The organism is Streptomyces sp. NBC_00442, assembly GCF_036014195.1.
In the GTDB taxonomy this organism is placed as follows: Bacteria; Actinomycetota; Actinomycetes; order Streptomycetales; family Streptomycetaceae; genus Streptomyces.
On the sequence record NZ_CP107918.1, the window covers coordinates 936496 to 962658 of the forward strand.

At 70.4% G+C, this 26163-nt stretch carries 25 protein-coding genes; 15 read left to right on the forward strand and 10 right to left on the reverse strand.

From position 1 onward, the window contains the following. Positions 1–159: 159 nt before the first annotated feature. Positions 160–1545, forward strand: coding sequence for a S53 family peptidase (locus OG432_RS04275; protein ID WP_328307851.1), 1386 nt, complete (start codon positions 160–162; stop codon positions 1543–1545). A gap of 332 nt (positions 1546–1877) precedes the next feature. On the opposite strand, the gene OG432_RS04280 is transcribed toward OG432_RS04275, so the two are convergent. Both OG432_RS04280 and OG432_RS04285 read right to left on the reverse strand, forming a co-directional pair. Next, positions 1878–2960, reverse strand: a complete 1083-nt coding sequence (locus OG432_RS04280; protein ID WP_443058550.1) for a class I SAM-dependent methyltransferase — start codon at positions 2958–2960, stop codon at positions 1878–1880. A 117-nt stretch (positions 2961–3077) separates the two neighbouring features. Further along, on the reverse strand, positions 3078–3389 hold the full coding sequence (locus OG432_RS04285) for a 4a-hydroxytetrahydrobiopterin dehydratase (protein WP_328307855.1): 312 nt from the start codon (positions 3387–3389) through the stop codon (positions 3078–3080). An 80-nt stretch (positions 3390–3469) separates the two neighbouring features. Between OG432_RS04285 and OG432_RS04290 the strand changes: the two genes are divergently transcribed. The 4 genes from OG432_RS04290 to OG432_RS04305 all read left to right on the forward strand — a co-directional run bounded on the left by OG432_RS04290 (position 3470) and on the right by OG432_RS04305 (position 7901). Next, positions 3470–4468, forward strand: a complete 999-nt coding sequence (locus OG432_RS04290; RefSeq protein ID WP_328307857.1) for an NAD-dependent epimerase/dehydratase family protein — start codon at positions 3470–3472, stop codon at positions 4466–4468. A gap of 18 nt (positions 4469–4486) precedes the next feature. Next, positions 4487–4930 carry a transposase gene (locus OG432_RS04295; RefSeq protein WP_328307859.1) on the forward strand — a complete coding sequence of 148 codons (444 nt, stop codon included), beginning with the start codon at positions 4487–4489 and terminating at the stop codon, positions 4928–4930. A gap of 234 nt (positions 4931–5164) precedes the next feature. Further along, positions 5165–5503: a hypothetical protein gene (locus OG432_RS04300; RefSeq protein WP_328307861.1), complete on the forward strand. Its 339-nt coding sequence runs from the start codon at positions 5165–5167 to the stop codon at positions 5501–5503. Between the two features lie 1189 nt (positions 5504–6692). Further along, on the forward strand, positions 6693–7901 hold the full coding sequence (locus OG432_RS04305; protein ID WP_328307487.1) for an IS701 family transposase: 1209 nt from the start codon (positions 6693–6695) through the stop codon (positions 7899–7901). 229 nt (positions 7902–8130) lie between these two features. On the opposite strand, the gene OG432_RS04310 is transcribed toward OG432_RS04305, so the two are convergent. From OG432_RS04310 to OG432_RS04325, 4 genes are all read right to left on the reverse strand, one after another. Beyond that, positions 8131–8529, reverse strand: a complete 399-nt coding sequence (locus OG432_RS04310; protein WP_328307863.1) for a hypothetical protein — start codon at positions 8527–8529, stop codon at positions 8131–8133. A gap of 271 nt (positions 8530–8800) precedes the next feature. Continuing rightward, positions 8801–10009 (reverse strand): IS701 family transposase, encoded by a 1209-nt coding sequence (locus tag OG432_RS04315; RefSeq protein WP_328307865.1) that lies wholly within the window; start codon positions 10007–10009, stop codon positions 8801–8803. Positions 10010–10064: 55 nt separating this feature from the next. Beyond that, complete coding sequence (locus OG432_RS04320; RefSeq protein WP_328307867.1) at positions 10065–11177, reverse strand: sensor histidine kinase; 1113 nt, start codon at positions 11175–11177, stop codon at positions 10065–10067. Beyond that, positions 11170–11982 (reverse strand): response regulator transcription factor, encoded by an 813-nt coding sequence (locus OG432_RS04325; RefSeq protein WP_328307870.1) that lies wholly within the window; start codon positions 11980–11982, stop codon positions 11170–11172. Before OG432_RS04325 ends, OG432_RS04320 begins: the two co-directional genes overlap by 8 nt. Before the next feature lie 124 nt (positions 11983–12106). Here OG432_RS04325 and OG432_RS04330 point away from each other — a divergent pair, with 124 nt between their 5' ends. The 3 genes from OG432_RS04330 to OG432_RS04340 are packed head-to-tail and all read left to right on the forward strand — an operon-like array spanning position 12107 to position 14228. Continuing rightward, on the forward strand, positions 12107–12835 hold the full coding sequence (locus OG432_RS04330) for a glycosyltransferase family 2 protein (RefSeq protein WP_328307872.1): 729 nt from the start codon (positions 12107–12109) through the stop codon (positions 12833–12835). Continuing rightward, entirely contained in the window at positions 12832–13572 is a 741-nt protein-coding gene (locus OG432_RS04335; protein ID WP_328307874.1) for a TIGR04282 family arsenosugar biosynthesis glycosyltransferase, read from the forward strand. Before OG432_RS04330 ends, OG432_RS04335 begins: the two co-directional genes overlap by 4 nt. Then, the gene (locus OG432_RS04340; RefSeq protein WP_328307876.1) at positions 13566–14228 is read left to right on the forward strand and encodes a class I SAM-dependent methyltransferase; all 663 of its coding nucleotides are present in this window, start codon (positions 13566–13568) and stop codon (positions 14226–14228) included. The genes OG432_RS04335 and OG432_RS04340 overlap by 7 nt, the downstream gene beginning before the upstream one ends. Positions 14229–14347: 119 nt before the next feature. Here the strand turns inward: OG432_RS04340 and OG432_RS04345 are convergent, their stop codons facing one another. Beyond that, positions 14348–16453: a putative Ig domain-containing protein gene (locus OG432_RS04345; protein ID WP_443058335.1), complete on the reverse strand. Its 2106-nt coding sequence runs from the start codon at positions 16451–16453 to the stop codon at positions 14348–14350. A gap of 505 nt (positions 16454–16958) precedes the next feature. Between OG432_RS04345 and OG432_RS04350 the strand changes: the two genes are divergently transcribed. Then, a complete protein-coding gene (locus OG432_RS04350; RefSeq protein ID WP_328307878.1) occupies positions 16959–17813 on the forward strand; it encodes a TrmB family transcriptional regulator in 855 nt (284 codons plus the stop codon). Between the two features lie 115 nt (positions 17814–17928). On the opposite strand, the gene OG432_RS04355 is transcribed toward OG432_RS04350, so the two are convergent. Then, a complete protein-coding gene (locus OG432_RS04355; RefSeq protein ID WP_328307880.1) occupies positions 17929–18465 on the reverse strand; it encodes a hypothetical protein in 537 nt (178 codons plus the stop codon). Beyond that, positions 18465–19607 (reverse strand): molybdopterin-dependent oxidoreductase, encoded by a 1143-nt coding sequence (locus OG432_RS04360; protein ID WP_328307882.1) that lies wholly within the window; start codon positions 19605–19607, stop codon positions 18465–18467. Before OG432_RS04360 ends, OG432_RS04355 begins: the two co-directional genes overlap by 1 nt. Positions 19608–19891: 284 nt before the next feature. Between OG432_RS04360 and OG432_RS04365 the strand changes: the two genes are divergently transcribed. From OG432_RS04365 to OG432_RS04375, 3 genes are all read left to right on the forward strand, one after another. Further along, complete coding sequence (locus tag OG432_RS04365) at positions 19892–20281, forward strand: VOC family protein (RefSeq protein WP_328307884.1); 390 nt, start codon at positions 19892–19894, stop codon at positions 20279–20281. Positions 20282–20402: 121 nt separating this feature from the next. Then, complete coding sequence (locus tag OG432_RS04370) at positions 20403–21830, forward strand: glycosyltransferase family 87 protein (protein ID WP_328307886.1); 1428 nt, start codon at positions 20403–20405, stop codon at positions 21828–21830. 3 nt (positions 21831–21833) lie between these two features. After that, the gene (locus tag OG432_RS04375) at positions 21834–22640 is read left to right on the forward strand and encodes a helix-turn-helix domain-containing protein (protein WP_328307888.1); all 807 of its coding nucleotides are present in this window, start codon (positions 21834–21836) and stop codon (positions 22638–22640) included. Here OG432_RS04375 and OG432_RS04380 read toward each other — a convergent pair. Continuing rightward, positions 22630–23007, reverse strand: coding sequence for a nuclear transport factor 2 family protein (locus OG432_RS04380; protein WP_328307890.1), 378 nt, complete (start codon positions 23005–23007; stop codon positions 22630–22632). The genes OG432_RS04375 and OG432_RS04380 overlap by 11 nt on opposite strands. A gap of 459 nt (positions 23008–23466) precedes the next feature. Here OG432_RS04380 and OG432_RS04385 point away from each other — a divergent pair, with 459 nt between their 5' ends. From OG432_RS04385 to OG432_RS04395, 3 genes are all read left to right on the forward strand, one after another. Further along, a complete protein-coding gene (locus OG432_RS04385; protein WP_443058336.1) occupies positions 23467–24156 on the forward strand; it encodes a histone deacetylase in 690 nt (229 codons plus the stop codon). Beyond that, a complete protein-coding gene (locus tag OG432_RS04390; protein ID WP_328307892.1) occupies positions 24134–24826 on the forward strand; it encodes a GNAT family N-acetyltransferase in 693 nt (230 codons plus the stop codon). Before OG432_RS04385 ends, OG432_RS04390 begins: the two co-directional genes overlap by 23 nt. A gap of 324 nt (positions 24827–25150) precedes the next feature. Next, positions 25151–26137, forward strand: coding sequence for a glycoside hydrolase family 6 protein (locus OG432_RS04395; protein WP_328307895.1), 987 nt, complete (start codon positions 25151–25153; stop codon positions 26135–26137). The last annotated feature ends 26 nt before the right edge of the window (positions 26138–26163 follow it).

Consider the following 26163-nt stretch of genomic DNA (forward strand, 5'->3'; position numbering starts at 1 on the left):
GCCCGGTTGGTCAGCTACCAATCAAGAATGTTCATTTAAGTGTGCCGCTCAGGCAAAGCGTTCGACATCAAGAGACAAATGCTCTTGTCCTGCGCATGACCTTCCCGATGGGATCGCGAAGACCGCCCCGCGCGGCTTCACCCCACTCAGGGAGCATTCATGCGCATAGCTCGCCCCCGGACTCGTACCGCAGCAGCGTCAGTCGGGGCCACCGCCCTTGCCGCCGCCGCGTTGATAGCCACCCCGCTGTCCGGGTCCGCCACCGCCGCACCTGCCGCCGCCCCGCAGGTAAAGCCCGTTCCGGCGATCGCCGGGCACCAGCTCGCCCACTCGACCAGCGGCCCGCTCACCAGCGAGCAGTGCCAGGCCAAGTGGAAGATCGCCTGCTACGGCCCGTTGCAGTACCGCCAGGCGTACAACCTCAACCCGCTCTACAAGGCGGGCATCACGGGCAAGGGCCGCACGATCGTGATCGTGGACTCGTTCGGCTCGCCGACGATCCAGCACGACCTGGATGTCTACAGCAAGCAGTACGGCATCCCCAGTAGCAAGGTCGACGTGGTCAAGTGGGGCAACGTTCCCAAGTGGGACCCGAAGAACAAGGACATGACCGGTTGGGCCGGTGAGTCCACGCTGGATGTCGAGATGGCCCACGCCGTCGCCCCCGGCGCCAAGATCGTTCTGGTGGAGACCGCGGTCGCCGAGACCGAGGGCGTCACCGGCCTGCCCGAGATGATGGACGCCGAGAAGCACCTCATCGACCACGGCGTCGGCGATGTCATCACGCAGAGCTTCGGCGCCACGGAGAACACCTTCCCCGGCTTCGACAAGGGCGACTTCTCCAGCATCCAGAAGCTGCGCTACGCGTTCAAGGACGCGGCCGCGCACGGGGTCACGGTCCTCGCCTCCTCCGGCGACGGCGGCGCCACCGACAACACGGCGGACGGCTCGGGCTACTACAAGGAGCGCGTCAACTCCTGGCCCTCCTCGGACCCGCTGGTCACATCGATCGGCGGCACCCAGCTGCACCTCGACGACAAGGGCAACCGCCTCAGCCCCGAGAGCGTCTACAACGACAACGGCTCGGGCGGCGGCGGTCAGTCGCACGTCTTCCAGCGCCCCTCCTTCCAGAACGGCGTGCGCGGCGCCGTCGGCGACCGCCGCGGCACCCCCGACATCTCGATGGCGGCCGCGGTCAACGGCGGCGCCTGGGTGTACTCCAGCTACGACCCGACCGCCGTCGGCTGGGACGTCTCCGGCGGTACGAGCGAGGCGAGCCCGCTCTTCTCGGGCATCGTCGCCCTCGCCGACCAGGCCGCCGGGCACCGCCTCGGCAACATCAACGACGCGCTGTACTCGCTCTACAAGCACGAGGGGTACAAGCCGGGCTCCGGTCTCGTGGACGTCAAGGACGGCACGAACAACAGCTACGCCGGCGTCACCGGCTACACCGCGGTCAAGGGCTACGACATGGCGACCGGTGTCGGAACCATCGACGCGGCCCACTTCGTGACCGCGCTGGCCCGCGAGAGCCGCCACCACTGACAGCTGACAGCTGACCAATGACGGCTGACGGCTGACGGCTGACGGCTGACGGCTGACGGCTGACGGCTGACGGCTGACGGCTGACGGCTGACGGCTGACGGCTGACGGCTGACGGCTGACGGCTGACGGCTGACGGCTGACGGCTGACAACACCGCACCCTCGCACGAGAATCCGCCGCCCGCTCCCCCGCGGGCGGCGGTTTCGTCTTCCTCACTGCGCCGCATGAACGATGGAATCGACTACGCCACGTTCCGCGAGGCCTGGCCGATCAGAGCCTGAGAGCGCTCTCACCCCGTCGGCTCCCCCACCAACTCCCCCACCGGCTCGGCCTCTACGGCTTGGCCAGCCCGATGTGCACCGACTTGGCTGTCAGCATGAACACGTCTGGGCGGTTCGCGAGGCCCTGAGGGTCGGCCGGATCGAGCAGCCGGTCGAGTGTGGCCACGTCCTCGGGAGACAACTTGCTTTCCAGCGGCCCCCGATGGCGGGCGAACCTCTCGATGACCAGGTCGCGTACGGACGGCTCGACCGGGGCTGGATGGTCGGCCAGATACGAACGCGTACCGGCCGGGATCAGGCCTGCGGCGACGAACAACGCGGCCCAGTCCTCGACTTCGCCCTTCGTGTCCGCCAGCCCGGCACGCATGTCCGCGAACCCTTCCTCGTTGGCCAGTTCCATCCGAGCCTCGAGTCCGGGCCGGCCGAGGCCGAAGTCGCGCGGCAGATGTCGAGTGGGCAGGCCCCCCTCGACGAGGGCGAGTGCGCCATCGGGCCGCAGCAGCCCTGAGAGCGCGATCAACGCCTGCCGCTGGTCGCCGATGTGATGCAGTGAATTGCCCATCCAGATGAGGTCGGCCGGGCCCAAATCCCGGATCCGGTCCGGCATTTCAGCCTCCAGGACACGGACGCGGTCGCCCAGGCCCAGGCGTTCCGCGCGTTCGCGGGTGCGCCGCAGAAGTGCGGGGGTCGCATCGACGGCCACGACCTCCGCCGACGGGAAGGCCTCGGCCAGCAGGCAGCTCACCACTCCAGGCCCGCTGCCGATGTCGAGGATGCGCCGGATGCCCGCGGCCGGCCGCAGCTCGGCGATGCGCGCGGCGGCCTGTTCATAGACGGGGCGAAGGGCTTCCGCCTCGCTCTCGAGGAAGGGAGCGAGGCGGTCCCAATCGTGATCGCCTGCACCATGCCCCTGGCCGTGGCCGTGGCCCTGCTCCTGGCCACGCCCGCTCCCATGCCCCTGCCCCTGCCCATGCCCCTGCCCATGCCCATGCCCATGCCCCGCATCGTGGGCGTGCGCCTGGCCGCGCGGTGAGGGCTGCTGCTGCCCCGGGCCTGGCTCGCGGCCGGGCCCCTTGGTGTGGTCTGCCGGGGCCGCCCGGTCGGCGTGGTCGGGGTCTTCGCCATGGTTACGCAGGGCGGGGCCTTCGTGCGGGTGTTCTTGAGAGCGCTTCATGTCAGCAGGCTTGCTCACCCGTCCCTGATACCGGAAATCGATTTGCCGTTTCCGCAAAATCCAAGGGCGGGACGCGGATCATTCCGCGCCGTGCCGGGGAGCGATCTCTTCCACCCGGTGGGCGAGCCGGAAGTCCAGTTCCGTGAGGGCGCCCCCGGCGTCGTGGGTGTTCACCGACAGGGCGACCGTGTTGTAGCCGAGGGTCAGGTCGCTGTGGTGGTTGAGCTCCTCCTGGATCTGGGCGACATGGACGACCATGGCCGTCGCCGCGAAGTGTCCGGCCAGGCGGTAGCTGCGGGAGATCCGGTCGTGGTCGTCCGACAGCGACCAGCCGGGCAGCTCGCGCAGCCGGTCCTCGACGTCCTTCTGTGACAGCGGCTCAAGGGGCATGTCCGAATACTCCTTACGGGGCGGTGACATGACGGAGTGGAGCCGTGACGGGGAGGCTCCACGTCCGTAGCGTCTCCCTTATGCGTGTACTTGTCACGGGAGGCGCGGGCTTCATCGGCTCGCACATTGTCACAGCGCTCGCCGCGCACGGCCATGAGCCGTTCGTCCTGGACCGGGCGATCCGGCCACAGGACGACGTTCGCGACCCGGAGGTCGTGGCCGGTGCGCTGCGCGGGATGGACGCGGTGTGCCATCAGGCGGCGATGGTCGGGCTCGGCACCGGTTTCGGCGACGCGCCGGCGTACGTCAGCTGCAACGACCTCGGCACCGCGGTGCTCCTGACCGCGATGGCCGAGGCGGGCGTGCGGGAGCTGGTACTCGCCGGGTCGATGGTGGTCTACGGGGAGGGTCGTTACGAGTGTGCGGAACACGGTGTCGTACGGCCGGGTCCGAGGCCGGTCGAGTGGCTGGACTCCGGACGCTTCGAGCCCCCGTGCCCTTGCTGCGGTGCCGAGTTGAGCCCCGGTCTGGTCGGGGAGGACGCTCCGGTCGATCCGCGCAACGTGTACGCGTCCACGAAGCTGGCGCAGGAGCATCTGGCCGCCGCCTGGGCGCGGGCGACCGGAGGCCGGGCGGTGTCCCTGCGGTACCACAACGTGTACGGCCCCGGTATGCCGCGAGACACCTCGTACGCGGGGGTGGCGTCGTTCTTCCGCTCGGCGCTGGCGCGCGGCGAGGCGCCACGGGTCTTCGAGGACGGCCGGCAGCGCCGGGACTTCGTTCATGTACGTGATGTGGCGGGGGCGAACGTGGTGGCGTTGGAAGCGCTCTCAAGCGGGCCGCCCGGTGCGCTCACCGCGTACAACACGGGCAGCGGTACCCCGCACACCGTGGGCGAGATGGCCCGTGCGCTGGCGTCGGCCCACGGGGGTCCCGCGCCGGTGGTGACGGGCGAGTACCGGCTCGGCGACGTACGGCACATCACCGCGGACTCGGCGCGGTTGCGCGGCGAGCTGGGCTGGAAGCCGGCGGTGGGGTTCGAGGAGGGGATGGCGGAGTTCGCCGCTGCCGAGGAGTAGCGCGGCGGATCGGCTGGCGTGCGAGCAGGGCCAGAAGCCGCTGTCGTTGCTGGTGGCAGCGGGCAGCGCGGCGGCAGTCCGCAGTTCGTGCCGGTCCTGGAGGCGATCCGGGTGCCGCGGCTGGACCCGGGTCGGCCAAGGCGGACTCCGGTGCGGGTGCGGGCCGACAAGGCGTACTCGTCGGCCGCCAGCCGCGCCTACCTGCGCAGGCGGGGTATCCGCTGCACGATCGCGGAGCCAGCTAACCAGGTCCGCAATCGCGTGCGGCGGGGCCGCTCGGGCGGGCGCCCGCCTGTGTTCGACGGCGAGGACTGCAAGGCACGCCACGCGGTGGAGTGCGCGATCGGCCGGCTCAAGCGCAACAGGGTCGTGGCGATGCGGTTCGAGAAGCTCGCCGTGCGGTTCGAGGCCCGTCGTCGTGGTGGCCGCGATCAACGAATGGCTCCGAGAACCCATCTTTGAACCTCGGGTGATCTGGTGCATCGCCTCAATGTTGGGCCTGGTACCCACAGAGCCTCGGGCGCGTTCTCCGGGCCCGCTGCAGGGGGATGTTCTGTACCGGGGTTCGCGCCCCCTCGTGTGTTCTCTTTCGCCACCCGCCGATCGGCTCATCAGAGGCGGGTGTGCATGCATGGTCGGCAGCCGCGTGGCAATGTCGTGAAGGTCGATTCACCCAGTTCCTGGAGGTATCACCTCATGACCCGTCTGCGCCTTCCCGCGCTCGCCGTTGGTTCCCTGCTCCTGCTCGGTGCCCTCGCCGGCACCACCGGCTCAGCATCCGCCGCGGGGGATCTGCCCGTCATCAAGTGCGGTCCTGTCAAAGACACACAAGGCAACGGCGTCGAGGCCGAAGAGTGTGGGACCACGGACGGAACGGCCTGGGGTCGCAGGGACTACACGGACGGCCTGGTCATCGAGGGGAAGGACCAGGACGGCGCCGGCGTGCTCAGCAGGTGGACGTGCGGGAGCGGCAAGTCATATACGGGCCCGTACTTCCCGGCCACAGCTGAGAAATGCGTCAAACAAAAAATCTGATCCGCCCGTTTGCAACGGTCTGCCGTCCAACCTGGCGGCAGACCGTTGACGGTCATCAAAGGGCTATCTGTGCCCGTAAGCAGCGCGCCCCACTTCGACACCACGTCATCGGGGCAAATGCCATCACACCGCACAGCAGGAAAGTCGTGGCTCTCCCACGCGCTCCTGACCGCGCTGACATCCAGGTTCAAAGATGGGTTCTGAGCACGCTCGGAAATCGCGATGACCGGCTGGCGTCCACCACTCGGCGAGCCGGGCACTGAGCGGTTGGAGGGGCTGGCGGCCGGGGTCCGGCAGTGGTCGGCGCCGCTGCCGGACCGCCTCGTCCAGACGGCCGTCGAAATGCCAGCCGCGTACCTCGTGCCCGTCCTCGCGTTCGCCGCCGGTGCGGTCCCGCGGTTGGCAGGGAGAGGACCCCCTGCGAACCGATTGCCGCACGGGTAGGCGAAGGTCCTTCAGGGCCCCGTCACGCGGTCGCCCATCGATTGCCCGTTCTCAGTGCCAATCGCCGTACCAGTCCCGAGGCTGCACTCGCAGGGCGTGGTCAGCGGACCGCTAGAGCCTGGCGTGCCTTCTCTGAACCAAGACCGCGACGCGCTGGCCGAGGGGCGGGTGGTGGGCGCGACGCTGGCGGGGTCGGATGGCCTTGGGCGCGCGTTTGTCACGTCCCGCTGGTCCCCAGCCGCATAAGCCTGTCGGGGGACGCCTGCCAGCGCGGCTCGTTGTTCAGATCATGACCAAGCAAGGCATCGCAGTCATGGCACTAGGATGGGCAGCCCTCGTAGCTCTGCCGTGCAGCGGGGCACAAGCTGCTGTGGTTCCACCAGACCACGTCTCCATTACGGCTCTTATCGGCCCCCGGCTGTGAGAACTCGATGATGGTCCCTTGAACTACAACAAGGAACTCTCCGCATCGAAGGTCCCAGACATCCTCATCAATTCGAAAATCCCTGACATCTTCAAGGACTATATTCTCCGCAACAACTTCGTGGGCGATGAGCTGCTGGAGTCAACAAGCCTTATGGTGCCAATATCCGTGAGGCAGACGCGGTTCCGGGTACTGTCGCTCACACGCCGTAGGCATCTCGGCTGCCACGGACCCGTGCAGAGGCCCGAACCTAGAACACGGCCTAGTAGTGCTTTGTTAGGTGTCCTTGTCGTGTCGGGGCTCTGGTAGTTCGCTGGCTGTATGAGGGCTGGGGAGCTTGCGGCGGTACGGATGCGGCTGGAGGAGTTCGCGTCCGAGGTGTTCGCGCCCTTGGTGCGGCGGGATCAGCGCGAGAAGGGTGCCTTGTACCTGCGGGGGCTGCTGCTGGACGGCCGCAGGAAGTCGATGCAGCCGATGGCGGAACGCCTCGGTGTCGATCACCAGCAGTTGCAGCAGTTCATGACGTCCTCGACGTGGGCGGTCCAGGACGTGCAGTCCCGGCTGGCATGGCGGGCGGTGGCGTCGGTGCGGCCGCAGGTGTGGGTGGTGGACGACACCGGTTTCCCCAAGGACGGCCGTTGTTCGCCCGGGGTGGCCCGGCAGTACTCCGGCACTCTGGGCAAGGTCGGCAACTGCCAGATCGGCGTCAGCGTTCATGCCGCGTCCGATACCGCCTCGTGTCCGTTGTCCTGGCGGCTGTTCCTTCCCGCCCCCTGGGACGGGCCCGAGGCCGCGGCACGCCGGCGGGCCTGCCGGATACCCGAGGCCGAACACCACCGGCCCAAGTGGCAGCTCGCCCTGGACATGCTCGACGAACTCGCCGCCACCGGTCTGCGGCCCGCTGTGCTGGTCGCGGACACCGGCTACGGCGCCAACGCCGACTTCCGCCGCGGCCTGGAAGACCGCGGCCTGGCCTACGTCCTGCAGGCCAAGGGCGAGATGACCGCCCATGGCGAACAGGCCGCACCCCACCAGCCGGCCTACGGCGGTCTGGGACCTCGGCCGCTGCCCCGCTACCGCACCAGCCCGTGCTCCCTTCGCGAGCACGCCCTGACCGCGGGCCGCGACAGCGGCCGGACCGTGTCCTGGCGCAAGGGCTCGAAGGCAGCGATGAGTTCACACTTCGTGTTCCTGCGGGTGAGGCTCGCCGGGCGCCGCCCCAAGCCCGCCGACGACGGAACGATCCCATTGGTCTGGCTGATCGCCCAGTGGCCCGGGGGCGAGAGCGAGCCGGTGAAGTACTGGATCTCGAACCTGCCCGCCGGCATGCCCGCCAAAGACCTCGTTCGCCTGGCGAAAGCCCGCTGGCGGATCGAGCACGACTACCGGGAACTGAAGACCGCCCTGGGCCTGGACCACTTCGAAGGCCGCTCGTTCACCGGCTGGCACCGCCACGTCACCCTCGTCACCGCCGCCCACCTGTTCCTGACCGAACAGCGGACCAGCCCAAAAGCCCCTGCCAGGGCCTGACCCTCTACCAGGCCCTGGACCTCCTTCAACACATCATCGCCACCTGGACCGGCACATGCCCCACCTGCCGACAACCCACCTGGCAGCCCTACGACACCACCTAACAAAGCACTACTAGGCCGTGTCTGACAAATGATCAGGCTGCGGTGTCGCGGAGCCACAGGACGAGCGAGACGGAGCTATGCGCTCCCAGGCCGCATCCGCCAACTCACCACGACCAGCCACAAGATCAAGTATGAGTCCCAGCGGCATGGGCGTGGTCCACGACTTCAGCGAAGTAGGGCCAGCCGTCTACTTCGAGGTTCTGCACCGATGGCCGGGTGTCCAGAGCGGGCGCCGCGGCGTCGAGCAGGCGCCGAACCGTTCCCGGCTCGTAGAGATTGAGCCAGGCGCGGTCCGGGAGGCGCACGACGGTGCCCGCCTCGCAGTACGAGTTCGAAACGATTCTGTCCGTGCCCGGGGCAAAGACCAAGGCCAATCGGCGTCGAACGCCTTGCGCCGACACCTCCGGGAAGAGAGAAAGTGTCAGCCGGCAGTCGGCGTAGTCCGGTCTCACCCGCTGCCGGACCGTCCAACACCAGACGGCTTCGTTGACCACGAGGTGGCGGACGCGTCGATCATTCCCCATCGAGTCAGCGTAGATCGTTGGGCTGGAGGAAAGGCATCTTTTCTTCGCAGGCCCCTACTTCTGCCGCGGTGCCGTCGGTTGCCGACTCCCCCTCGTTCTCGGCTCCGCCAGGACAGGCCGGAACCGAGGCCAACCAGATCCGCCGGACAGGCCCTAGTAGTGCTTTGTTAGGTGGTGTCGTAGGGCTGCCAGGTGGGTTGTCGGCAGGTGGGGCATGTGCCGGTCCAGGTGGCGATGATGTGTTGAAGGAGGTCCAGGGCCTGGTAGAGGGTCAGGCCCTGGCAGGGGCTTTTGGGCTGGTCCGCTGTTCGGTCAGGAACAGGTGGGCGGCGGTGACGAGGGTGACGTGGCGGTGCCAGCCGGTGAACGAGCGGCCTTCGAAGTGGTCCAGGCCCAGGGCGGTCTTCAGTTCCCGGTAGTCGTGCTCGATCCGCCAGCGGGCTTTCGCCAGGCGAACGAGGTCTTTGGCGGGCATGCCGGCGGGCAGGTTCGAGATCCAGTACTTCACCGGCTCGCTCTCGCCCCCGGGCCACTGGGCGATCAGCCAGACCAATGGGATCGTTCCGTCGTCGGCGGGCTTGGGGCGGCGCCCGGCGAGCCTCACCCGCAGGAACACGAAGTGTGAACTCATCGCTGCCTTCGAGCCCTTGCGCCAGGACACGGTCCGGCCGCTGTCGCGGCCCGCGGTCAGGGCGTGCTCGCGAAGGGAGCACGGGCTGGTGCGGTAGCGGGGCAGCGGCCGAGGTCCCAGACCGCCGTAGGCCGGCTGGTGGGGTGCGGCCTGTTCGCCATGGGCGGTCATCTCGCCCTTGGCCTGCAGGACGTAGGCCAGGCCGCGGTCTTCCAGGCCGCGGCGGAAGTCGGCGTTGGCGCCGTAGCCGGTGTCCGCGACCAGCACAGCGGGCCGCAGACCGGTGGCGGCGAGTTCGTCGAGCATGTCCAGGGCGAGCTGCCACTTGGGCCGGTGGTGTTCGGCCTCGGGTATCCGGCAGGCCCGCCGGCGTGCCGCGGCCTCGGGCCCGTCCCAGGGGGCGGGAAGGAACAGCCGCCAGGACAACGGACACGAGGCGGTATCGGACGCGGCATGAACGCTGACGCCGATCTGGCAGTTGCCGACCTTGCCCAGAGTGCCGGAGTACTGCCGGGCCACCCCGGGCGAACAACGGCCGTCCTTGGGGAAACCGGTGTCGTCCACCACCCACACCTGCGGCCGCACCGACGCCACCGCCCGCCATGCCAGCCGGGACTGCACGTCCTGGACCGCCCACGTCGAGGACGTCATGAACTGCTGCAACTGCTGGTGATCGACACCGAGGCGTTCCGCCATCGGCTGCATCGACTTCCTGCGGCCGTCCAGCAGCAGCCCCCGCAGGTACAAGGCACCCTTCTCGCGCTGATCCCGCCGCACCAAGGGCGCGAACACCTGGGACGCGAACTCCTCCAGCCGCATCCGTACCGCCGCAAGCTCCCCAGCCCTCATACAGCCAGCGAACTACCAGAGCCCCGACACGACAAGGACACCTAACAAAGCACTACTAGGCGCTCGCCGTCGGAAGGGTCAGTTCGAAGCGGCATCCCCCCGCGACGTTGCGCACTTCGGCGCGTCCGGAGTGGGCCTCCACTATGCCGCGCACGATCGCCAGGCCGAGGCCCGCGCCGCCGGGTGGGGTGCGTGCTTCGGTGCCGCGCCAGCCGGTGTCGAAGACTCGGGGCAGGTCGTCGTCGGGGATGCCGCCGCAGCCGTCGGTGACGGAGAGCGTGACCGCGCCGTCCCGGTCCTGGGCGCCGACCGCGACGGTGCCGTCGGCGGGGGTGTGCCGGATGGCGTTGACCAGCAGGTTGGCGAGGACGCGGGTCATTTCCTTGCCGTCCACTTCGACGGGTACCGCGTCGACGCGTTCTCCGACCAGGCGTACGCCGTGTTCGCGGGCGAGCGGGTCCGCCCCGGCCAGCGCGTCGCCGATCAGGTCGTGGACGGACATGCGGGCGGGGTTCAGTGAGAGCGCTCCCGCGTGGATCCGGGAGAGTTCGAAGAGGTCACCCACCATGGAGTTGAGGCGCTCGACCTCGGTCCTGATCTGACGGAAGTAGCGGTCCGGGTCCTTGGCCATGCCGTCTTCGAGCGCCTCGGCCATCGCGCGGAGCCCGGCGAGGGGGGTGCGCAGGTCGTGGGAGATCCAGGCGACGAGTTCCCGGCGTGAGGTTTCCAGTGCCCGCTCGCGTTCGCGCGACTCGGTCAGCTTGGCGCTGGTCGCCGCCAACTCCCGGCTCAGTGCGGCCAGTTCGGCGGTCGTGGGCCCTGCGGGTGCGTCGAATCTGCCGCCGTCGCCGAAGGAGCGGGTGGCGAGTGCCAGGCGTCGGCTGCTCGCGACGACCCGGCGGCCGAGCAGGAGCGCGGTGGCGAGTGACGCCACGGCGGCCATGGCGACGACGACGGTCACCACGGTGAGGTCGTGGGAGTTCAGGAGCATCGCCCAGGCGACGGCGAGGGTGCCGGCGAGCATGGCGAGGACCGCGACGGCGGCGACGACGGTCACCGACGCGGTGAGTGAGCGGTGGCGCAGGAGGCGCAGGGCCAGGGCTCCGCAGAGTCCCGCGGCGGCCGCGCCCAGGAAGGCGTACAGGGCGATGAGCAGGACGTCACCCACGGTGGGCCCCCTCCGTGATCGCGCTCTCAAGCGGTCCGGCCCCTGTGGAGGACGTGTCCGGTCGGGTCTGCGTGGGGGACGTGTCCGGTCGGGTCTGCGTGGGGGACGTGTCCGGTCCGGCCTCGAAGCGGTAGCCGACGCCCCACACCGTGCGGATGAGGGCGGGCTTGGCGGGGTCGGTCTCGATCTTTCCGCGCAGGCGCCGCACGTGGACGGTGACCGTGGAGAGGTCGCCGAATTCCCAGCCCCACACCTCGTGCATCAGGCGCTCTCGCGAGATCGCTTCGCCGGGGCGTGCGAGGAGGTAGGCCAGGAGGTCGAACTCCCTCAGTGTCAGGGCGAGTTCACTTCCGTCCTTGGAGGCGGTGCGGGCGGCCGGGTCGAGCGCGATGCCGCAGCGGGTCATGGGCGGGCCGGGCCGGGCGGAGGCGGCGCGGGCTCTGCGCAGGACGGATTCGACGCGCAGCACCAGTTCGCGGGGGCTGAAGGGTTTCGTCACGTAGTCGTCGGCACCTATTTCCAGGCCGAGGATGCGGTCGTCCTCGTCGCCGCGCGCCGTCAGCATGATCACGGGTACGGGGGCGTCGGCGCGTAGTCGGCGGCACACCTCAAGTCCGTCCATGCCGGGCAGCATCAGGTCGAGTACGACCAGGTCGGGGCGGCGGCGGGCGGCCGCGCGCAGGGCGGCGGGGCCGTCGCCCGCGAGGTCGACGGCGTGGCCCGCCCGCTCCAGGTAGCCGGTGACGACTTCCGCGACGGTCGGGTCGTCGTCGACGACCAGGATGCGGCTCTCGGTGCTGTGCATGGAACCCAGCGTCGCACCGCCGGGAGGGGTCCGTCTGCGCCAGGTGGACCCCGGGCGGGGGATGTCCGCGTTTCGTAAGAACCCGATATCCGTTTTGCCGGGTTTTGATTCGTACGGTGAGGGCGTGACTGAAACCTCTTCCGCATCCCCCTCCGCACCCCGTGCGGTGACCGTGGACGTCGTGCTGCCCTGCCTCGACGAAGCCGAGGCACTGCCTTGGGTACTGGCCCGGATCCCGGACGGCTGGCGGGCCGTCGTCGTCGACAACGGCTCATCGGACGGTTCTCCCGATGTTGCACGCGCTCTCGGCGCGACGGTGGTGCACGAACCGCGGCGGGGCTTCGGCGCCGCCTGCCACGCCGGGCTGCTCGCGGCGGAGGCGGAGTTCGTCTGCTTCTGCGACTGTGACGCCTCCCTGGATCCCGCCGAACTCGTCCGCTATGTGAGGGAGGTCGCGGAGGGCACCGCCGACCTGGTGCTCGGCCGGCGCAGGCCTCAGGGGCTCGGTGCGTGGCCGCTGCACGCGCGCGCCGGGAACCTGGCGCTCGCCCGGATGCTGCGGCGCCGCACCGGGCTCCGCCTGCGCGACCTGGGGCCGCTGCGGGCCGCGCGCCGCGAGGCACTGCTCGAACTCGCTCTCACCGACCGCCGCAGCGGCTATCCGCTGCAGATGGTGGTGCGTGCGGCGGACGCGGGGTGGCGGGTGGCCGAGCACGACGTGGCCTACCGGCCGCGCACGGGGAAGTCGAAGGTCACCGGGACGTGGCGGGGTACCTGGCAGGCGGTGCACGACATGCGCCAGGTGCTGGCCGAGCGGCCGGCGGTCGCGCGCGCCGCGGCGGTCGTCCGATGACGGGCCGAGAGTGCTCTCAGACGTCGGGCACGACGCTGCTCGTCCTGGCGAAGGCGCCCGTTCCCGGCCGCGTCAAGACGCGGCTCACTCCCCCGTACACCCCGCAGGAGGCGGCCCGCATCGCCGAGGCGTCGCTCGCCGACACCCTCGACGCGGTACTCGCCACTCCCGCACGCAGGAGGGTTCTGGTGCTGGACGGTGAGCCGGGGCCGTGGCTTCCGCCCGGCATCGAGGTGATCGCGCAGTGCGCGGGCGGGCTCGACGAGCGGATCGCGGCGGCGTTCGCCGCGTGCACGGGTCCCGCGCTGCTGATCGGAATGGACACCCCGCAGGTCAGTCCGGCTCTGCTCGCGCCCGCATTGGCCGGGTCCGGGCCCGGCGACGCGTGGTTCGGGCCGGCCGACGACGGCGGGTTCTGGGCGCTCGGCCTGACCGAGCCCGACCCGTCCTTGCTCCTCGGGGTGCCGATGTCGGTGTCCGAGACCGGGCGCGTCCAGCGGCAGCGGCTGCACGACGCGGGGCTCGTCGTGCGGGAGCTGGCACGGCTGCGCGACGTGGACACCGCTCAGGACGCCCGGCTCGTCGCCGCCGAAGCCCCGCACGGCCGCTTCGCCCGGTCCTTGAGCGTCGAGCCCCTGGTGGGCGCACGCTCGCCGGACGGGCCTCCCACGGACGGCCCTCCCGGGGAAGCGCCCGCGGCCGGCGTGGGCTCGATGGCCGGGGTGCACGCATGGTGAGAGCGCTCTCGGCCACGGTCCCAGCGGCCTGGCACGCCGACCCCTACACGGATGCGCTGCGCTCGGGCCGGGGCCCGCTGTTCCTGCGCAGGCCCGACGGCTGGCTGCTGCCCCTCGAAGTCGAACGCTGGTGTGCGGAGCCGGACTTGGCGGACCGTACGGTGCTGCGCCGATGTCGGGGCACCGTCCTCGACATCGGGTGCGGGCCCGGCCGCCTGGTGGCCGCGCTCGCCGCCGACGGGATCGCCGCGCTCGGGGTCGACGTGAGCGCCGAAGCGGTCCGCCACACTCGGGACAGGGGCGGTAGCGCACTGTGCCGCTCGGTCTTCGACCACCTGCCGGGCGAGGGACGCTGGGACACCGCGCTGCTCGTCGACGGCAACGTGGGCATCGGAGGCGATCCCGCCGCCCTGCTCGGCCGGGTCGCCCAACTCGTTGTCCCGGGTGGCCTGTTGCTTGCCGAGGCGGCCCCGTACGAGATCGACGAACGGATGCGGGTCCGTGTCACCGACGCGCGCGGCGCGGCGGGCGGCGACTTCCCCTGGGCGCGGCTGGGCACGAACGCCCTGCTGTCCTGCGCGCTCCCCCTCGGCTGGCGCCCGGCCGGGCGCTGGACCGCGGCCGGACGCGCTTTCGTGGCACTGCGGCTGGACTGAGAACCCGGACGGCGAGCATGCGCAGATCCCGCTGCTTGACGAACGGCGACCGGCAGCGGGGCAAGGAGCAGGGGGCAGGGCCGGGGTTCAACCCCGACCCCGCCCCCCGGGTGTTCGGGTCAGCTCACGTTGACCGCGGTGTCGTCGATGACGAACGACGTGGCCAGGCTGGCGTCCTCCGCACCGTTGAACTTGAGGGTCACCGTCTGCCCCGCGAACGAGGACAGGTCGAAGGACTTCTGGGCGAAGCCGGTGTTCTTGTTGAGGTTGGAGTAGCTCGCCAGTGTGGTCGAACCGGCGGTCACCGTCAGCTTGTCGTAGGCGACGGTGGTGGTCGTCTCCTTGGTGTCGATGTGCAGGTAGTAGCTGAGGGTGGCGTGGCAGCCGGCCGGGATGGTCACCGTCTGGGAGAGCGAGTCGGTGTGGGTGGTGCCGTACCCGTTGAGCCAGGCCTTCCAGGAGCCGGAGTGCGCGGGCTCACCGCTGGAGCTGTCGACGACGCCGGAGGTCGCGGACCAGGGCGTCGCGCTGCCCGTCTCGAAGCCGGGGTTGCCGAGCAGTTGGGCCGCGGTGCAGCCGCCGCCGCCCGCGGGGGTGACGGTCCAGGTAAAGGACGTGGAGCCGCTGGCGTTGGTGGAGTCCTTGGCCGTGACCGTCACGTTGTAGCTGCCGGCGGTGGTGGGGGTGCCGGAGATGAGACCGGTCGAGGCGTTGATGGACAGGCCTGCCGGGAGGCCGGTGGCGCTGTAGGTCAGCGTCTGGCCGCTGCCGGAGTCGGTGGCGAGGATCTGGAGCGAGGCCGCCGTGTTGACCTGTGTCGACTGGTTGCCCGGGTTGGTCACCGTCACGGTGTTGCCGGTGCTGGTGCCGCTGGTGAAGGCGGCGGTGCCGTTCGGGGTGCCGAGTCCGGTCGGGCCGTCGTAGCCGGCGGCCGCCTTGCACAGGTAGGCCGGGCTGCAACTGCCGTTGGCGCCGGACGTCACGTCGTTGAGGGAGGAGGTGTGGGCGTACGGGTAGGACGCCGGGATGGTGTTCGCGGCCGGGGTACCGGCGAGGGCGTACACGCCGGCGATGATGGGCGAGGACGCGCTGGTGCCGCCGTACACGTTCCAGCCGCTGGCCTGGTAGCTGTCGTACACCGCGAGGCCGGTGTTGGGGTCGGCGACCGCGGAGACGTCGGCGACGGTGCGCTTGGCGCAGCCGGTGTCGTGCTGCCAGGACGGCTTGGGGTCGTAGGCGGAGCAGCCCGAGCCCGCGCCCTCGCCGCCGGAGCTGGAGCCCCAGACCGACTCGGACCAGCCGCGGGTGGTGCTCGCGCGGCTGAGGGAGGTGCCGCCGACGGAGGTCACGTACTGGGAGGCGGCGGGGTATTCGACGCCGTAGCCGCTGTCGCCGGAGGAGACGGTGATGGCGACGCCGGGGTGGTTGAAGTAGGAGGAGTCGGAGCTCGGGTCCGTGGAGTCCTCGGAGCCGCCGTAGCTGTTGGACACGTACTTGGCGCCCATCGTGACCGCGCGGTTCACCGCGGCACCGAGGTCGTCCATGTTCGCCGAGTTCGCCTCGACGAGCAGGATGTGGCACTGCGGGCACACGGCACTGACCATGTCGACGTCGAGGGAGATCTCACCGGCCCAACCCGAGTCCGCCGTCGGGTAGTTGGTGCCACCGTTCTGATCGGCCTTCTTGAAGCAGCCGTTCGCGGTGGTGCACGCCGGAAGACCGTACTGGGAACGATAGGTGGCCAGGTCCGACTCCGCGCTCGGATCGTCCTGCGCGTCCACGATCGCCACCGTCGTCCCGGCCCCGGCGTTCGCCGGCAGCGCGTAGGCGCTCTGCAGGTCGGAGGGGCCGTATCCGGAGGGCAGGAGGTTCGGGGATATCCCGAGGTGGTGCTGGACGTCGGTGCGGGCCAGGGCCAGGCAGGACATCATGCCGGCCTTGGCGGGCTGGGCGCACAGTCGCTGGGTGTTGGCGGCATGGGTGCCGGAACTCTGTGTGGCCGGGCTCTGTGTGGCCGAGCTCTGTGTGGCCGAGCTCTGTGTGGCCGAGCTCTGTGTGGCCGAGCTCTGTGTGGCCGAGCTCTGTGTGGCCGGGCTCTGTGTGGCGGCGGCGACGGACGGGGCGACGGCGATGAGTCCGCCGGTGACCAGGGCCGCCGCGCCGAGCGCGGCGGTGGCGACGCGCCCGGTCAGTGCGGGGAGGCCGAAGGGTCTCTTCACGTACAAGGAACTGCCCTCCATGGGGGGTTGATGCGCCCGATCGCGGCGAACGAAGGTGCTGAGCTGCGGCAGTGCGGCTGTGCGGTGCAGCCGTGCGATGTGCGGTGCGGACGGATCCGGCGCGTTCGGCGCGGTGACGCGGTGCGGCTGAGCAGCGCGGTTGAGCAGCGCAGGGGGTGAGGTCGTACTGATCGGAGATGCCTGATCAGTACGTGTACGCACGATGATCAGCGGAAGCGGCGGTGCCTGATCAGTGCATGACAGTGGCGCTTCTGAAAACTGCCACCCGCTCACGTGGTGGCAGGGACGAAGGTAGCGACGGCTGCCGGGGGCGACAACAGGCTGAGGCAAGCCCCAGGCAAAGCCTTGCCCTCGAAAGGGGATGGATCACCGTTCGCCCCGCCCCGAGGATTCCCAAAGGATCACAGGGCTGCTCAGAGCCGGGGGCGGGTGTATACGGTGGCGGGCATCGAGTCGAGGAGGACGCACATGGAGCCGGACGGGAACGCGCATGGAGCCGGATGAGGGGTCGGTCGGCTCCCTCGTCGAGCTCGGCCTCTCACGTTACGAGGCGCGGGTCTATCTCGCGCTCGTCAGGCGCGACTCCTACACCGCGGCGCAGGTGGCGCGGGAGGCGGAGGTGCCGCGCCAGCGCATTTACGACGTACTCGACAAGCTGGTCCGCGCACAGCTGGCCGTGGCCCACCGGGGGCGCGTCACGACGTTCACCGCGGTCGCTCCCGAGCTCGCCCTGACACGCCTGATGAACCGTCAAAGGGAGTCACTGGAACGGCTGGAGAAGGTGTCGACGGGTCTGACGTCGCTCCTGTTGCCCCTGTGGACGGACGGACGGTCCCACACCGACCCGCTCGACTACATCGAAGTGCTGCGTGATCAGCGCCGGATCGCGGAGCGCTTCGCGGACATCCAGGAACAGGCCGACTCCGAACTGCTCAGCTTCTGCATGCCCCCGTTCGTCGCTCCGGCCGCCAACACCTCCGGAATCAAGGCGACTCGGCGGCTTCGGCGCGCCAAGGGCACGGTGCGCGCGGTCTACACGCATGACGCGCTCACCGACGAGGAGGTCCTGGAGAACGTGCGGCGCTTCGCCGAAGCGGGCGAGGAGGCCCGCTTCACGCAGGCCCTGCCGCTCAAACTGGTCATCGCCGATGCGTCGTTGGTGCTCTGCGACATGCCGGATCCCGTCGCGGGCACGGGTTCGACGACCGCGCTGTACATCGAGCACCCGGCGCTCGCGGCCTGTCTGCGCCTGGCCTTCCAGAGCGTGTGGGATGCGGCCGAGCCGATGGGAGCGGAAGCGGATGCGGCGGAGCCGATGGGCGGCGCCGAGCGAAACCCGGACTGAGCGGAACCGAACCCGCCCTGGGCACGACCTGGACTCAGCCGAACTCGCCCAGGGCACAACCCGCACCGGGCCGGACCAACCCGCCCTGGGCGAAAGCGGCGGACGCCGCCCCGCCTCAGTCCTCCGGGGCGCTCGGCTCGCCGCCGCGGCCGCCGCGCCCGCGCCGGGCTCGGCGTGCCACACCGAGCAGCAGGGCCAGTACGGCCAGCACCACGAGGGAGATCGTCAGGCCGCGCGCGTAGTTCAGCGGCAGCACGGACGGGTTCGCGGTGGGGAGGGGGCGGAGCAGGACGGGGAGCGCGATCAGGACGAGGCAGCCGGCGGTCATCAGCGTGCCCCGCAGCAGGCCGCGGTTCGAGAGGCCGTTGTCCGTGTGGCCGTCCTCCGTGTGGCCGTCCTCCGTGTGGCCGTCCTCCGTGTGGCCGTTGCCGGTGAGGCTGCGGTTCATGAGGCTGCGGTTCGAGAGGCTGCGGTTCATGAGGATGCCGGTCAGGAGCCCCACCGTGAGGACCAGCGGTCCGATGATGCCGTCGTGCAGCACGACGGCTCCGGCGAGCCAGATCAGTACGTCCCAGTGTGTGGCCTGGTCCCATACCAGCAGCCCGCCGACGGCCATCAGGGCCAGGCCGGCCGCGCCGAGGAGGGTGCGCATCACAGCACCTCCAGCCGGGTGACCCACTTGGTCTGGAGTACGCCGGGACGGTTGGGGGCGATGATGCGGGCGGGATAGCCGTGGTCCGCGGTCAGGGTCTGGCCGTTGAGCTTCAGGGCGAGCAGGGTCAACGGGTCGTGGGCGTAGTCCCGGCCCATTTCCATCACCCGGTAGGCGCCGTACTGCTCCAGGGACACCACGCGCACCCGGGCGTCGGGCGGGGCGCCGGCCCGGCGCAACAGGTCGGTCATGCGCACCCCCGTCCAGTGGGCGGTCTTGCTCCAGCCCTCGACGCAGGCGATGGGCAGGACGGATTCGTGCTGGGTGAGGGCCGACAGCTCGTCGAAGGTGAGGGTGTACGGGCGGGGACCCGCGACGGTCAGCCGGTAGGCGGCGATGTCGACGTGTGTGGTTCCGGCCGCCCGTGCGCTCCGGTTGACGGGCAGGCCCTCGGCACCGTAGTCGGGGTGGCGCGGTGCAAGGACGTCGAAGAACTTCAGGGGCGTGAAGGCCTGGCCGACGGTGGTCAGGGTGACCGCGCCCACGGCGGCTGCCACGCCGGTCAGCAGGGAGCGCCGGTCGGGGCCGTCGGCGGCCGGGAGCGTCAGGGTTCCCGGCGAGCGCGTTCCCCAATGAGCTCTGATTTCGGGGTACTTGACGGCGATGTGGAGCATGAGGGCGCCGGCGAGCAGCCAGGCCACGGCGAAGTGCACCGGCACGAACGAGAACGGCCACGGGTACCACTGCACCGTGTTCAGAAGGCCGGTGAACAGTTCGAAGACCGCGCCCGCGACGAGGGCGGCGACCGAGAGCCGCTCCAGGGCGTGGCGCGGGGAACGCAGCGGCGGCCAGGCGAACAGTTTCGGGTAGACCGTCCACAACTTGGCGAGCAGCAGCGGAATCGCGGCGATGCCGGACGCCACGTGCAGGCCCTGGGAGAGCCGGTATCCCCAGACGGGCCTGCTGGGCAGCACGTCCAGCAGCCAGCCGGGCTGGTGCTGGAGGTAGTGGCTGATCAGTCCGGTACCGAAGCAGACCGCGATCGCGGCACCCAGCCAGCGGCCGATCGAGGTCGCCGTGCGGGCGTCGTGCAGTCGGCCGTGGAAGACGGGCGGCCGCACTGCGGGAAGTCGTGGCTTCATTGCTCCATCTCACCCCGGACGGATGCCGTTCCGGGTGGTCCGACACCTTACGGTTCGCGAACGCCACCCCTTGGGGCCACCGCCGGGTTGCCGCCGCGTCGCCCCGGGGATCGGTCCGAGATCGCTTCCGCGGCACCCTGATAAGGGGAAATGCGATGGCGTGATTAACACCGTGACAGGCGTGGCGGGACATGGTTAGGATCTTTGGGCGGCATCGCGTGTCGGTCACCGGCCGGGTGAGACATGGAGGTGTCCGACGAGATGCCCCATGGAGGCATTACAGCGTGTCAGTACAGTTGAATCACACCATTGTCGGCGCCCGGGACAACCGCGCGTCCGCGGAATTCCTGGCCGATGTGCTCGGCCTTGAGGCAGGCAAGGAGTGGGGGCCGTTCGTCCCCGTCGTGACCGGCAACGGAGTCACTCTCGACTTCGCCACCGTTCCCGAAGGTGTGGAGATCGCGCCTCAGCATTACGCATTCCTCGTCTCAGACGAGGTGTTCGATGCGGCATTCCAGCGCATTACGGAGTTGAAGCTTCCGTTCTTCGCGGATCCGCATCGCAAGCACCCGAACGAAATCAATCACAACGACGGCGGCCGCGGGGTTTATTTTCCCGATCCCTCGGGGCATTGGCTTGAACTCCTGACCGTCCCCTATGGCGGCTGGCAGTAACACGAGCGAACCGGCGCGGGGCGGCGCGGGGCGCGCTCGCACATCCGGGTGAACCTTACGGTTCGCGGACGGCGGGGGTGGCCTGCGCCGCATCGGGGCCCCGAGCTGCGAGGCTCGTCGGGTGACCCATCGACGTACCGTATGCACTGCCGTCCTGCTCGCCGCACTCACCACGGTGCTCGCCTTCACCATCCGCAAGGACGGGTTCCGGATCGACCCGGCCGGGCTTTCGTGGTGGTACGCGGCGGCCTGGCTGTTGTTCGCCGTCGCCGCCTGGTCGGTGCGCAAGGTGCCGGCGCGCCACCGTGCGGCGCTGATCGTCGCGGGCGGGATCGCCGTCGCCTCGACCGGGCTGCTCGCTCCCCCGCGCACCAGCACCGACGCCTATCGGTACGCCTGGGACGGACGGGTGCAGGCCGCCGGTATCTCCCCGTACGACTATGCACCGGGCGACCCGCAGGTGGCCCGCCTGCGTGACCCCTGGCTCTTCCCGACGGCTGCGGCGCAGTGCGCGTTGCCCGAGCGGGCCCGGGTCGACGGCGGTTGCACCCGCCTCAACAGGCCCTCGGTACACACCATTTACCCGCCGGTCGCCGAGGCGTACTACCTCGTGGTCGATGAGATCTCGCCCGGCGGGGCCCGCCTCAAGCCGCTGCAGATCGGCGGCGCCCTCTTCGCGGTCGCCACCACGCTCGTTCTCGTACGCGTCCTGAGGCGGCGCGGCCCGGACGGTGCGCCGGGCCAGGTGTCGGGCGCCGCGTTCTGGGCGTGGTGTCCTGCCGTGCCCGTGGAGGCGGTGAACAACGCCCATATCGACGTCCTGGCGGTGCTCTTGACGGTGGCGGGTCTGGCCGCGCTGACGGGGGGCCGGGACCGGTCCCTCGGGCGGCTGCGTGCCGCGGCGGGCGGGGTGCTGATCGGCGCGGGTGTCGCCGTCAAGATGCTGCCCGCGATGGTGCTGCCCGCGGCGCTGCGCCGGCGGCCGGTCACGGTGCTGCTCTCGACCACCGCGATGGTCGCGCTCTCCTACCTGCCTTACGCCCTCGCGTCCCACTCCTCGGTATTCGGCTATCTCAGCGGCTACACCGAGGAGGAAGGGTATGAGGACCCGGAGGGACAGGGCCGGTTCGCGCTGCTGCGGATGGTGCTGCCCGACAGCTGGGCCCTGCCGGTCGCGCTCGTCGCGCTGCTCGCCGTGACGGGATACGTGCTGTGGCGCGGATACGCCGAACGCCCTTGGTCGGGAGCCCTGTTGCTGTTCGGGTGGGCCTTTCTCCTCCTCACTCCGGGCTACTCCTGGTACGCCCTCCTCGTGGTCGCCCTCGTCGCGCTCGACGGGCGGTGGGAGTGGCTCACCCTCGCCATGGCGGGCGCCTGCACCTATGTGGTGGCCAAGGCGCTGGGAGACTTCCCCATGGCGAGGACGGCGTACACGGTCGCCGGGTGCGCGGTGCTGGCGGGCTGGGCGATCCGGCGCCACCTCGCCGGACGCCCGCAGCGGGACACGAGCCGTGCGGAAGTGGCGCCACAGGGCCGGGTTAGTGTCTGAGGTATGACAACTGCCGTACTGGAACCGCGAGTAGGGCCCATGCTGCGCGGCTGGCGCGAGCAGCGCCGGCTCAGCCAGCTGGAACTCGCGCTGCGCGCCGATTCCTCGGCCCGGCACATCAGCTTCATCGAGACCGGCAGGTCCCGCCCCAGCGAGGAGATGGTCCTGCGGCTCGCCGAGCACCTGGACGTGCCGGTCCGCGAGCGCAACGCGCTGCTTCTGGCGGCCGGTTACGCCCCGCACTACGCGCAGACGCCGCTCGACGACCCGGCGATGAGTTCCCTGCGTACCGGAATGGAACGTCTGCTCCAGGCGTACGAGCCCTACCCGGCGCTGGTGGTGGACGCGACGTACACGGTGCTCGCCGCTAACCGGGGCATCGCCATGCTCCTCGAAGGGGTGGCCGGGCATCTGCTGACGCCGCCCGTGAACGCCCTGCGGCTGACCCTGCACCCCGAAGGGCTCGCCCCGCGCATCCGCAACCTGGCGCAGTGGCGCGGCCACCTCCTGGAGCAGACGGAGCGTCAGATCGCCCTGCTGCGCAGCGACAGCCTGCGCGCGCTGTACGAGGAGGTCGCCGCCCATCCCGTGCCGGCCGGCGAAGAGGAGCCGGACGACGCGGACGCGCGGCGGGCGTTCCCGTTCGCGCTGCCGCTGCGCATCGAGCACGCGGGCACGGTCCTGTCGTTCATATCCACCATCGCCACGTTCAACACGCCGATGGATGTCACCGTCTCCGAGCTGGCCATCGAGACGTTCCTGCCGGCCGACCCGGAGACGGCGAAGTACCTTCAGTCGTTCACGCCGTAGGGGGTACGCGGTCCACGAACCCGGCGACGGAGCCGATGCGGCCGTCCTCGGCGAGTGTAATCACATCGAACCCGGCGAACGGGGCCGAGCCGTCGGCCGACGACACCAGCTCCCATCCGAAGCGCGCGATGTGGTGGTTGCCGTCGACCGCGCCGAGCTTCCGGAACTCGAACCCCGGGAACTGGGCATGCGTCCCGGCGATCACCGCGGCTACCGCTTCGTGCCCCGCGACATCGGCGAACGGATCGGTGTAGGAGCCCTCTTCGGTCCACGCCGCCTCGACGGCCTTGGCCACGCTCTCGGCCGAGCCGGCGTTCCACGCCTCGAAGTAGCGGGCGACGGCGGTCTCGTAACGGTTCTCAGACATGGAAAGCAGCCTCCGTGAGGTACGTCCTGACGTACGGCCTGCCTGTTCGGCAGCCCGGAACACCCGGGACCCGACCGGAGTGCGCCGCCCGGGTCCCGATGTCCCTCACTGTGCCGGGGCGGGGACGGCGGGTCGATTACTGCGGAGGTAATGGGCAATGCGAGAGCGCTCTCAGCAGGGTGGAGTGGTAGCGGTGGCGGGAGTGCGGTGAGTGGTCGGGGCGCGGTGGACGGTCCGGACGGGGTGGACGGTCCGGACGGCGTGAGAGGCCCGGACGGGGTGAGAGGTCCGGACGGGGTGGAGCGGGGTGCGGTGGGTCGGGGCGGGAAGGTTTGGTATGCCTCGTACGGGTCCAACATGCATCTCGACCGGCTCGCCCACTACATCGAGGGGGGACGGCCGCCCGGTGCCGCCAGGAGTTACCCGGGGTGCCGGGATCGTCGGCCTCCGGTCGCGTCCGTGCCGGTGCACCTGCGTGGAGCGCTCTACTTCGCCACCCGGTCCCCGGTGTGGGGCGGCGGCCGGGCGTTCTACGATCCGGGGGCGGCGGGCCATGTGCTGGCCCGTGCGCATCTGGTCTCCACGGGGCAGTTCGCTGACATCGCGGCTCAGGAGATGTACCGCGAACCCGGAGAGGACCTGGACCTCGGTGAGGTGCTGAGCAAGGGGAGGTCCGTGCTGGGCGCGGGCCGGTACGAGACGCTCATCTGCCCCGGGTCGCTCGACGGCCGGCCCGTGCTCACGTTCACCGCGCCGTGGCGCATGGACGATGTCGCCCGGACCGCACCCTCGGCCGCGTATCTCCGCCACCTCGCAGAGGGGCTGCTGGAGGCGGGCGCCTGGGACGTGGACACGGTCACCGCCTACTTGGCGACATGTCCCGGCACGGCGGGCCTGTGGACCGAGCGGGCCATCGCCGAACTCTTGGAGGATCGCATCGAGCGGGCCGACGGCACCAACCCCGCCGACAGCACCGACAGCACCGACAGCACCAACGTCGGGCCGCCGCAGGCAACTTGGACGCAGTCGGCGCACCCCGTTGGTTTCGTGCCGCACCTCCGGCCCCTCCGTACCCTGGAGCCAAGGCGGCGATCATGGGCCGGCGACGGTATCGAGGGAGACATCGATGACGGGGACTCTGCGGGTTGAGGCGAACTCCACGACGGGCGGCCTCGTGCTGCGGCCCTGGCGGACGGACGACGTGGAGGACGTCATCGAGGCTTTCGGCGACCCCGCGATAGCCAAGTGGGCGAACCCGCCCATCACGACGCGCGAGGACGCACTGCGCTGGCTCGACATGCAGAGCCAGGATCAGGAGAACGGGGTGCGGCTCGCGTTCGCGGTGATCGCGGACCAACCTGGGCTCGGTGAGGGCGAGTTGCTGGGCAACGTCGTCGTCAAGTGGCACGAACTCCCCGGCGGCGGGGCCCGCCGGGCCGGCGGAGTCGGGGACATCGGCAAGGTGGGTGGAGTCGGCGGCGGTGCCCGTGGTGACGCGGGTGGTGTCGCCGGAGTGGGCGGTGCCGGCGCAGTCACCGGAGTCGGCGGAGTCGGCGGAGTCGGCGAGATCGGCTACTGGACGATGCCCCACGCTCGCGGCCGGGGCATCGCCCCGCGCGTGGTGGAAGCGCTCTCAACGTGGGCCTTCGACACGTTCGCCGCGCAGGGCCTGCACCGTCTCGAACTGATCCACCAGGTGGACAACCTCGCTTCGTGCCGCGTCGCGGAGAAGTCCGGCTACCGCCTCGACAGAATCCTCCCCGCCTACCCGCCCTATCCCATGGACGGCCACATTCACGTGCGCGACGCCGGCCGCTGAGGCTGCGACAGCCGGCGGCCGATTCGGCGGACGCCGACCGGTCCTGCCCTTCCTCCGGTCGGCCGTGAGAGCGCTCCCCGCCACGGGACCCGCTGCCGAGGGATCCACCGCGGGCTGATCACCGCGGGGCCGTCATCGCCGTGGACCGCTGCGGTGGATCGCTGCGGCGGATCGCTGCGGCGCTCGTCACCGGTGGTTCTGCCCCCTGTTCCCCCGCCTGCGCGCGGGCGTTCCCCCGTACGGCTCCGGATGCGGGCGCCGGGCAGGCGCCGGATGCCAAGATCGTCGCAAGGGGTGGGTCCGGTTCGGCATCCTTGGAGTCCCATGCCCGGCACGTCACGCTCTCGTATCCTCTGCTGCCTCGCGGTCCTGGCCGCCGCGCTCTCCATCGCCTGTGCGCTTCCGCGGTCCCTGCCGGTGCCCGAGCGGCCCTATCCGGGCCCGTATTGGGTGAACCCGGTGGGCCACGCCGCCAGTCAGGCCGCCGAGTACCGCCGGGGCGGCCGGACCGCGGACGCCGAGCTCGTGGAGCGGATCTCGCTGCGGCCACAGGCGGACTGGCCCCGGCCCGACGGCATCGAGCAGAGGGTCCGCGACCTCACGAGCGCCGCCGACCTGGCCGGACGGGTGCCGGTTCTCGTCGCGTACAACATTCCGCACCGTGACTGTGGCGGCCTCTCCCAGGGCGGCGCGGACGACGCGGACGACTACCGGCTGTGGATCGACGCGTTCGCGCGCGGCATCGGCGAGCGCAAAGCGGTCGTGATCGTCGAGCCGGACGCGATCGCGCACCTGGTGAGCGGTTGCGAGGCGGCACCATCGGCCGAGCGGTTGTCGCTCCTCGCCTACGCGGTGGGGCAGTTGAAGCGGGGGCCCGCGACCAAGGTGTATCTGGACGCCGGACACTCCGGGTGGATCACGGACCAGAAGCAGTTGGAGGAGCCCCTGCGCGAGGCAGGCGTGGACAAGGCCGACGGGTTCGCTCTCAACGTCTCCGCGTTCCAGACGAACGCGTCCAGCGCCGAGTACGGGCACCGGCTTTCCGCGGCGCTCGGCGGCAAGCACTTCGTCGTCGACACCAGCCGCAACGGCAACGGCCCGTACTCCAGCTCCGAGGGCGACACCTGGTGCAACCCGCCAGGCCGCGCGCTGGGGACCCCGCCCACGGCGGACACCGGTGACCCCCTGATCGACGCCTATCTGTGGATCAAGCGTCCCGGCGAGTCGGACGGGGCCTGCCGCGGTGGGCCGTCCGCGGGACAGTGGTGGCCGGAGTACGCGCTCGAGCTGGCCCGGGGAGCGCGTTCCTGAGGAAGTCCGGGTGAGGAAGTCCGGGT